The organism is Streptomyces sp. NPDC006296, from assembly GCF_040613235.1.
Taxonomy (GTDB): Bacteria; Actinomycetota; Actinomycetes; order Streptomycetales; family Streptomycetaceae; genus Streptomyces.
The window spans coordinates 1-3,015 of record NZ_JBEXRT010000089.1; the positions used below are offsets into that span (position 1 = coordinate 1).

The window sequence follows — 3,015 nt, forward strand, 5'->3', positions numbered from 1 at the left end:
ACGGTGACAGGTGACTGGCTCGGTGACGAGGTCCCGGACGCGGCGTACTGGGTGCGCAACCTCCGCCACCGCGTCCGGTTCGAAGAAGCCGTACGCGCCCTGCTCGACGCGGGATTCCGCAGGTTCGTCGAGGTCAGCGCCCACCCGGTGCTCACCACCGGTGTGCAGGTCACCGCTGAGGACCACGGCACGGCCGCGACCGTCACGGGAACCCTGCACCGCGACGACGGAGGCCGGCCGCGCCTGCTGCGGTCGCTCGCCGAGGCCTTCGTGACCGGAGTGCCGGTGCAATGGGCGCGCGCCTACGACGACCGCCCGGTGCGGCCGGTCGAGCTGCCCACGTACGCCTTCCGGCGCAAGCGCTACTGGGTGACGGACAGCGGCACCACCCGCACCGGGACGCACGCCCACCGGGACGGCACGGAGAGCACGGGGCACCCGCTGCTCGGCAGCGCGGTGGCACTGCCCGGCACCGGCGGAGTCCTGCTCACCGGGCGCCTGTCCCTGCGGGAGCAGCCGTGGCTGCGCGACCACACCGTGCGCGGCCGGGTACTGCTGCCCGGCACGGCCCTGCTGGACATGGTCCTGCGCGCCGGGGACGCGGTCGGCTGCGACCGCGTCGAGGAACTCACCCTCGAAACGCCCCTCCCCCTGGACGCGTCCCGGCCCACCCACGTACAGGTGCTCGTGGCCGGGGCCGCGCAGGACGGCAGCCGGGCGGTGGACGTCCACGCCCGACTCCAGGACTCCGCGTCCCGGGAGACGGACTGGGTACGGCACGCGCGGGCGACCCTGGTGCGGAGCGCCGGTCACGAGGACCGCACCCTCCCGGGCAGCCGCCCCCCGGCGGACGCCGAACGTGTCGACATCACCGGACTCTACGAGCGGCTGGACACACGAGGCCTCACCTACGGGGAGGAGTTCCAGGGACTCACCGAGGTGTGGCGCGGCGCCGACGGCGAACTGTTCGCCGAGGTCGCCCCGACCGGGGCGGACGTGGCGGGCTTCGGCCTCCACCCGGCCCTCCTCGACGCCGCCCTGCACGCCTGGCCCGCCTGCGCCGACGACGAGGACCTCGGCCGGCTGCCGTTCCTGTGGACCGGCGTCACGCTCCATGCCACCGGCGCGACGCGGCTGCGGGCACGGCTCACACCGACCGCCGAGGGCGCCTTCTCCGTACGCGTCACGGACGGCGCGGGCCTGCCCGTCCTGTCCGCCGAAGGACTGCTGACCCGCCCGCTCGACGAGGCACGCCTGCCCGCACCGCCGGAGGACGGGATCGCCGCCGCCTACCGGGTGGCCTGGACCCCGGTGCCCGCGCCGGACCGGGACGCGAAGCCCCTGCGCGTCGCGGTGCTCGGTGACCCGTGCGCGGGGCTGCCCGTGACGGACCCGGACCACGCCGGATGCGCCGACCTGGCGGCACTGGACGTTCGGCTGGCCCGAGCCGGTCTCCCGGCACCCGGCCACGTCCTGGTGGACCTGCGGGCCGGCGCGTCCCCCGACACCGACATGGCGGCGGCGGCCGAGCGTGCCGCCCTGCACGCCCTGGAGACCGTGCAGCAGTGGCTGGCCGGCGCGAGGTTCACCGAGTCCCGGCTGGTCCTCGTCACCGGCGGAGCGGTACAGGTCCATGACGGCGAACGCATGGACCACCTCGCCGCCGCACCCGTGTGGGGCCTGGTGCGCTCGGCGCAGACCGAGCACCCCGGGCGCCTCGTCCTCCTCGACGTGCTCGACCCCACCGCCACGGCCCCCGGCACCGTGCTGCGCGCCCTGTCCACGGGCGAACCGCAACTCGCCGTCCGGGGGGACGACATCCTCGCCCCGCGCCTGGTCCGGAGCGGCGACCCGCTGACGCCGGCCGGCGGCCCCGCCCCGGCGCCCGAGCGTGCGGAGCCCGCCACGTCGTCCGACCCCGGCCCGGCCGGGGAGCACCGGCTCGCGCACGCCGGGAACGGCACGCTGGAGGGGATCGTCTGGGCCCCGACGCAGGAGAACGAGAACGACCGCCCCCTGGGCGCCCGCGAGGTCCGCATCGAGATCCGGGCCGTGGGGCTCAACTTCCGTGACGTGCTGATCCCTCTGGGCATGTACCCGGACGCGGAGACCGCGCGGATGGGCAGTGAAGGCGCCGGCGTGGTCACCGGGGTGGGCCCCGGTGTGACGGGCGTCGCCGTCGGCGACCGGGTGATGGGCGTCTGGCAGGACGGCTTCCGGTCCTCCGTCGTGGTGGATGAGCGGGTGGTGGTGGGGGTTCCGGTGGGGTGGTCGTGGGTGGAGGCCGCGTCGGTTCCGGTGGCGTTCGTGACGGCTTTCTATGCGTTGGTGGATGTGGCGGGTGTGCGGTCGGGTGAGGTGGTGTTGGTGCATGCGGCTGCGGGGGGTGTGGGGATGGCTGCGGTGCAGCTGGCGCGGTGGTTGGGTGCGGAGGTGTGCGCGACGGCGAGTGAGTCGAAGTGGCCGGTGGTGCGGGGGTTGGGCGTGGCGGAGGGGCGTATTGCTTCGTCGCGTTCGGTGGGGTTCGCGGAGGTGTTCCGGTCGGGTGTGGATGTGGTGGTCGATTCGCTGGCGGGGGAGCTGGTGGATGCGTCGTTGGGGTTGGTGCGTCCGGGTGGGCGGTTCGTGGAGCTGGGCAAGGCGGACGTACGGGATCCCGGCGAGGTCGCGGCCGCTCACGACGGCGTGATGTACCGGGCCTTCGACCTGGCGGAGGTGGCCCCGGAACGGCTGGGGGAGATGCTCCGCGACGTGGTCGCGCTGTTCGAGACCGGCGCCCTGGAACTGCTGCCGAGGCAGACGTGGGACGTGCGGCGGGCGGGTGAGGCGTTCGGGCTGATGAGCCGCGCGGGGCATGTCGGGAAGTTGGTGCTGGAGGTCCCGGCGGTGGACCCCTCGGAGTCCGAGCCCGCTGTTCGGTCCGGTGTCGGTGAGGTGGGTGGGGGTTGGGTGTTGGTGTCGGGTGGTTCGGGTGTGTTGGGTGGGGTGGTGGCGCGGTATTTGGTGGGTGTGCGG

General features: G+C 74.6%; 1 protein-coding gene. It reads left to right on the forward strand.

Features of this window, described 5'->3' with window-relative positions; translation table 11 throughout:
* Nucleotides 1–3,015: polyketide synthase dehydratase domain-containing protein (locus ABZ172_RS30010; RefSeq protein ID WP_356888503.1), on the forward strand; the 3,015-nt coding region annotated here is incomplete at both ends.